Origin of the sequence: Niallia sp. MER 6, assembly GCF_023714395.1 — a bacterium.
Classification (GTDB): domain Bacteria; phylum Bacillota; class Bacilli; order Bacillales; family Cytobacillaceae; genus Niallia.
In genome coordinates, this window is record NZ_JAMAUK010000065.1 from 1 (window position 1) to 5,956 (window position 5,956).

Genomic DNA, 5,956 nt, shown 5'->3' on the forward strand with positions numbered 1-5,956 from the left:
ATTTTCTTTATAAGATGCTTATTTATGATCTTTTCACAATAACCAAATCTATAAAGTTAAACAAGTTAGATAGCAATATGGAGAAAAACTGCGTATTTAAGAGATAAGTGTTTGTTTATTGAGGGAGGTTTGTTTAAGTGAATATTTTCACAATTGATATAAATTAAAACGTTGAAAGTAGCTACAAACTCTACAGACATTTCATAAGTAAATAGTGGATAAGAGCCGGTACTAAAATGAACAAGGGTAATAAGATAGTATCAGGCATGTATTTCACCCCTTTTTTGTATATACACGAAAAAAAGATGTACCGATAGTACGGCGGTACATCTTTTTTCCTTTAGACAGAATGCCATACTTTGATTGTTAAAATGAATAATATATAGAGTACGACGGTAATTAAGATCTTTTGCTTTTAATCAACCAATACGACTTTTGTCAACCTTAATTGGTTGACCTTTTTACATAAAAGTGTTGATTTATCAGTGGTATCCTTGTTTTTTATGATTCATGAAGTAAACGAAGCAGTTTTTTATAAGCTCATACATAAACCTGTTCATCTGACATTTTATAGTCAAGATACAACATCAATAAGACTAGTTAAATCTATCGTTATCTTTCCTGTTTGTTAATTCATTACCTTCATTCAAAATGAAACAATCGGAGCAGTTTAGTTGAATAAAAAGTAATTCCAAAATTGATATAAAATAAAAAATATATTTACTATATGTCTGTTTCTCAGAAGGACGTATCTACAAGGAAGAAATTGTTAAAGGAATTAAAGCACATCTTAATAATACAAATATTTCACAAACAGTATCAGAAATCTAAGATTTTTTAATTGAATTATTAAACTATGATTTTCGATTACTTGATGGAATAGTATCAGAAGTGAAAATAAAGCAACCTAAAAAAACTAAGTATTTTAAACAAATAAAAGTAGGTCAAATATTTGAAATTTATCTTGATAATATTCAAAAGTATAATTATGGTGTAATCATTAAAGGTGATTTACTCCTTAATAATGGCAATTTCAACAGTATATCCTTCAGGCGTTCGTATTTTGTTGAATCATAATTTGCCTTAAATATAAAACAGAAAAAGAAGCACTGGAAAAATTTTCTTATCAATAATAAATAAAGCATTTTCATTTCAGTAATTTTGGCAATAATATTTTTTGTTCAAAATTAAGTGCTTCAATTTCCCCTCGCCAATGCCGATATAATCGTATATAGATTGCAATCTCACCATAATTGGCTTTGATTGCTTTCTTGAAATTAAACTTAAGGAGATAGCAGCAATGAAGAAATTAAACATCACATGGAATTTAAGGGCAAAGCTTTACACAGCATTTGCTATTATTCTTCTAATTCCAACAATAGCAGTGGGCCTCCTTTCCTATAACAGTGCAAAAAATGAACTAGAAAACAGTTTATTAAAAAGTGCTGAAGAAAATGTTAAACTGCTTAGTTCAAACATAGACAATACGCTTTCGCCAAAGGTGCATGATGCAGAATTTTTTAGTGATTTACTGACTGCAGACATGTTTACTGAAGGAGACAATAATTCTCAAGGAATCCAAAAGCTCACCCAGTATATCGGATTACATCCAGAAGCACAATCCATTTATATCGGTACAACACATGGACGAATGATTTCATATCCTAAAACTGACCTTCCAAGCGATTATGACCCAAGGGAGAGACCTTGGTATCAAGCGGGCATGGATAGTAATGATGTAGTTGTTACAAGTCCTTATAAAGATACAAGTACAGGAGATATGGTTGTTACTGTTACCAAGAAGCTAAAAGATGGAAGTGGCGTTTTGGCAATTGATATCAATATAAAAAGACTGGCAGAGACAGCGAGTAATGTTAATATCGGTCAAGATGGCTATGCCATCCTTCTTGATACACAGCAGCTATTTATCGTGAATCCAAAAGGAAAAGCTGGTGCGAAGGCTGAACAAAGTTATTATAAGGAGCTTTATAAAGCAGAGAGCGGTGTCATCGACTATACTGTTGAAGACAATAAAAGAGTTATGTATTACACGACGAATAAACTTACAGGCTGGAAAATAGCCGGAACTATGTCTTCATCAGAAATTGAAGAAGCTGCTTCACCAATTTTAAACACTACCTTCCATGTAATTGCTATAGCAGTTGTTATTGGTGCAGCAATTGTCATGGTAATAGTAAGATCGATTATTATCAGAGTAAGAGCACTCCAAAAGACAGCACAGAAAATCAGCAGTGGTGATCTAACAGAAGATATTAAAACAAATTCTAATGATGAAATTGGCAAGCTCGCTTCATCCTTCATTGACATGCAGACAAGCTTAAGAAGTTTGTTAGGAACTGTTGAGCAAAACGCTGTTCAAGTGGCTGCTTCTGCCGAACAACTTAATGCAAGTGCCATGCAGACAAGTGAAGCAACAGAACAAGTGGCAGAAGCTATTCAAGAGGTTGCATCAAGCGCTGAAAAACAAACGTCAGGAATGCAAGAAAATATTTTAGCATTAAACAGAATTTCGGCAGGGACTACTTCCATTGCTGAAAGCACTACTGCTGTTTCCGATTTGACGAGGGAAACAACCGAAAAAGCGGAAACAGGAGGCCGTTCAGTTAAGCTGACTGTTGACCAAATGAATCTTATACATGCATCTGTACTTGATTCAAATGCAGTCATTCACTCCTTGTATGACCGTTCTAAAGAAATTGGGACTATTTTAAATGTCATTACAGCTATTTCGGAACAGACCAATCTTCTAGCATTAAATGCAGCAATTGAAGCTGCAAGGGCAGGAGAATCAGGGAAGGGTTTTGCTGTTGTTGCTGAAGAAGTCCGAAAACTCGCTGAACAATCACAAAGCTCAGCAAGTCAAATTTCAGATTTAATTAAGGCCATCCAGCAGGACACAGAAAGCACTGTTCAAAAAATGACTACTGTAGTTGACAACGTTCAAAGTGGACTATCTGTATCAGAGGATGCTATTGAAAAGTTTGGTGATATTCTTTCAAGCATGAAGGAAATATCACCAAAAATGGATGAGGTATCCAACACAATTAAAGAAATGATTGTAGTAGTTAAGGAAGTAGAAGAAACTGCAAATGATGTTTCTGATATTGCGAAAAGTAATGCAGCTTCCTCAGAAGAGGTCGCTGCATCGACAGAAGAACAACTTGCAGCAATGGAGGAGATATCCTCTTCGTCCCATACACTCTCTATTATGGCAGATGAGCTACACGACATTATTAAAAAATATAAATATTAAAACAAAGCCGCCGCAGATTTGTCCTAAATCTGCGGCGGCTTTTCACTTATAGAGGGTTAATATTGATTGAACATCTTAAGTATAAATATATCTGGTGATTTAGGGATTTGTAAATGCCTGTATAGAGTCATTTCACCCATATTAAAGAAAGAAGAAGTCTATCATACCCAGTACACAGACTACCGGGCAGTGAAGCTGGCCATGTTTCAGTTTATAGAGGGCGGGTACAACAGAAACAGAATTCACAGCAGCATCGGCTATCAAACACCTCAAGCTATGGAGCATCAGATTAGAAGAACCTCTTAATACTTAACTTTTTTGTCCAAATTATTGACTCAAATCCATGGTGCTATGTTGCAGTTTAGCCTAACAAGGAAATTTTATCTTTTTTGTAGAATAATCATGAGGAAGTACTTATTTGTTTATGGTAATAGTTAATGAGAGATATCAACATATCAGTCATATAACTAAAAATTGGTACAATAGTAAATTAGAAATAAATCTTAACGTCTAAATATTAATAAGAGGTGAATGTCTAAAGTAAAAAGTTTTTAACTAAACTAAGAGCGGAGGGTTAAAAATATGAAACAATTGGGGACACTATATTTTTTCTGTGGAAAAATGGGAGCTGGAAAATCAACTAAATCAAAACAATTGGCGATAGATAAACATGCTGTACTGTTGTCCGAGGATGATTGGCTTTCATCTCTTTATCCCAATCAGATTACATCATTTGAGGACTACCTAAAATTCTCAGCACAGCTCAAGCCATTCGTGAAAAAGCATGTTCAAAACATATTAAGTGTCGGTACAGATGTAGTGATGGATTTTCCGGCTAACACTCAAAACCTGCGAAAGTGGTTTTTAAATATAGCTTCAGAGGTTAATGCAAGCCATCAACTAATTTTCCTTAATCTAAATAACGAACTATGCTTACGTCAAATTGCACAAAGGCGTATCGAACAACCCGAAAGAGAAGCTTTTGACACGGAGGCGATGTTTATTCATGTTACTAAATTTTTTGAAGCACCAGTGGCATCTGAGGGTTTAAATATCTTAGAGTTGAGCGGACAAAAATAACAGGGAGTTCAATGATTCATGTGTATAGAGTGCCTTTTGTTCAGGGAGGTGCTCTATATGATATAAATTGAAATGCGAGTAAGGAATGTTTCATTGTATATAAGTTAAATCGATGTAACTTTGTGTGAAGTGATACACTTGAAAAATACTGGGGCTTTTCTTAGTAAAGGAAAGCTTCTTTTAATGGATATAATGGTAGTGTTACGTATAAAGGATTTTTTAAAAGTATTTCTGTGACTAAAATGGCCTCATTAGCCATTTGTTCAGTCCACACCCTCATTAATGGTTTTGGAAAAAAGGGCAACTAAAGTTACCCTTAAATAACATTAATTGGTTACCTTCAAATTACGTTCTTCAAAAATTTGTTTTGCAACAAAAGTTGCATTAAGAACTCTTGGAAAACCAGTGTACGGAACACATTGAGTAATCGCCTCAATCACTTCATTAGGGGTGAGTCCCACGTTAAGTGCAGCATTAATATGAACGTTAAGTTGTGGCTCACACCCTCCTTGAGTAGTAAGAGAAGCAATTGTTACAAGTTGACGTTGTTTTAAATCTAATCCCTTTCGAGAATAAATATCTCCAAAAGCAAATTCAACTACATATTTGCCAAGATCAGGGGCAGTATCCTTTAAAGAATCAATTACTCGCTTGCCTCCTTCTCCGTCTATTTCCATAAGTTTTTTCCAGCCTCTGTGATAACGTTCATTTGACATCTAATTATCCTCCTCCTTAAATTAAAATTTCTAAATAAGTTCCGTAAAAATAATTTACACTTTAGAGTGCACTCTAAAGCAATACCATTTTTATATGCTATAATTTAACATATGGATAAAAAATTTTTTACAACTCAACAAATATCAAATTTTACGGGACTATCCGTACATACGTTACGTTATTACGAAAAAATTGGACTTCTTGACAAAGTAAAGCGAGATGTAAATGGCTATCGCCAATATACGGAGTCAGATATATCATGGATAAACTTTTTAATTCGTTTACGAGTAACGGGTATGCCAGTGTCTGAGATGAAACAGTTCTCTGTTCTGCGGAGTCAAGGTGAGCTAACAGTAGGCTTGCGTCGCGGATTATTAGAGAATCATCAAAAAAATGTACAAGAAAAAATAAAAGACTTACAAATTAATCTTCAAAAGATTGAAGAAAAAATCAACTATTATAAGAAATTGGAGGTAGGGGATTAATTTGGAAATACATATAATGTTCAATTATTTGCATACGACTCTTCAAAAGTAGTCGTTTTTTTATATCCATAAACAAGATTGTGAAAAACTATGTCTTCCCTTCAATAAAACAGTGCCCTTTGGTATGTCGCTAAACCAGCTAATAGTTTGTCAATATTTTTCATTAAAAACTAAAAATATTTCATGTTATACTAAAAAAGGGTATACCAAATAACCTTCCTTTTTCTCATAATTGGAAGGTTTTACGTTATTTAGTTAGATATAGGTTCTATGCTATATCTTGGAAAGTTGTTTTACTTTTTAACAGGGCAAAAACCCAATGTAAGAGCTTATTCACACAAGCAATAACAGCTACCTTAAAAGGCTTTCCTTCTTCGCGTTTTTTATCATAATATTTTCG

General features: G+C 33.9%; 4 protein-coding genes and 2 pseudogenes. 4 read left to right on the forward strand and 2 right to left on the reverse strand.

Going from position 1 to position 5,956, the window contains the following annotated elements; all coding sequences use genetic code 11:
* Window positions 1–1,300: 1,300 nt before the first annotated feature.
* The 3 genes and pseudogenes from M3600_RS27835 to M3600_RS27845 all read left to right on the forward strand — a co-directional run bounded on the left by M3600_RS27835 (window position 1,301) and on the right by M3600_RS27845 (window position 4,354).
* The gene (locus M3600_RS27835) at window positions 1,301–3,274 is read left to right on the forward strand and encodes a methyl-accepting chemotaxis protein (protein ID WP_237943799.1); all 1,974 of its coding nucleotides are present in this window, start codon (window positions 1,301–1,303) and stop codon (window positions 3,272–3,274) included.
* A 112-nt stretch (window positions 3,275–3,386) separates the two neighbouring features.
* Window positions 3,387–3,580 (forward strand): annotated as a pseudogene (locus M3600_RS27840) (integrase core domain-containing protein); the annotation flags it as partial.
* A 276-nt stretch (window positions 3,581–3,856) separates the two neighbouring features.
* Window positions 3,857–4,354 carry a P-loop nucleotide/nucleoside kinase family protein gene (locus M3600_RS27845; RefSeq protein ID WP_237943801.1) on the forward strand — a complete coding sequence of 166 codons (498 nt, stop codon included), beginning with the start codon at window positions 3,857–3,859 and terminating at the stop codon, window positions 4,352–4,354.
* A gap of 326 nt (window positions 4,355–4,680) precedes the next feature.
* Here the strand turns inward: M3600_RS27845 and M3600_RS27850 are convergent, their stop codons facing one another.
* Window positions 4,681–5,070: a carboxymuconolactone decarboxylase family protein gene (locus tag M3600_RS27850; protein ID WP_237943802.1), complete on the reverse strand. Its 390-nt coding sequence runs from the start codon at window positions 5,068–5,070 to the stop codon at window positions 4,681–4,683.
* A gap of 111 nt (window positions 5,071–5,181) precedes the next feature.
* Between M3600_RS27850 and M3600_RS27855 the strand changes: the two genes are divergently transcribed.
* Window positions 5,182–5,556 (forward strand): MerR family transcriptional regulator, encoded by a 375-nt coding sequence (locus M3600_RS27855; RefSeq protein WP_237943804.1) that lies wholly within the window; start codon window positions 5,182–5,184, stop codon window positions 5,554–5,556.
* A 268-nt stretch (window positions 5,557–5,824) separates the two neighbouring features.
* Here the strand turns inward: M3600_RS27855 and M3600_RS27860 are convergent.
* Window positions 5,825–5,956 (reverse strand): annotated as a pseudogene (locus tag M3600_RS27860) (IS110 family transposase); the annotation flags it as partial.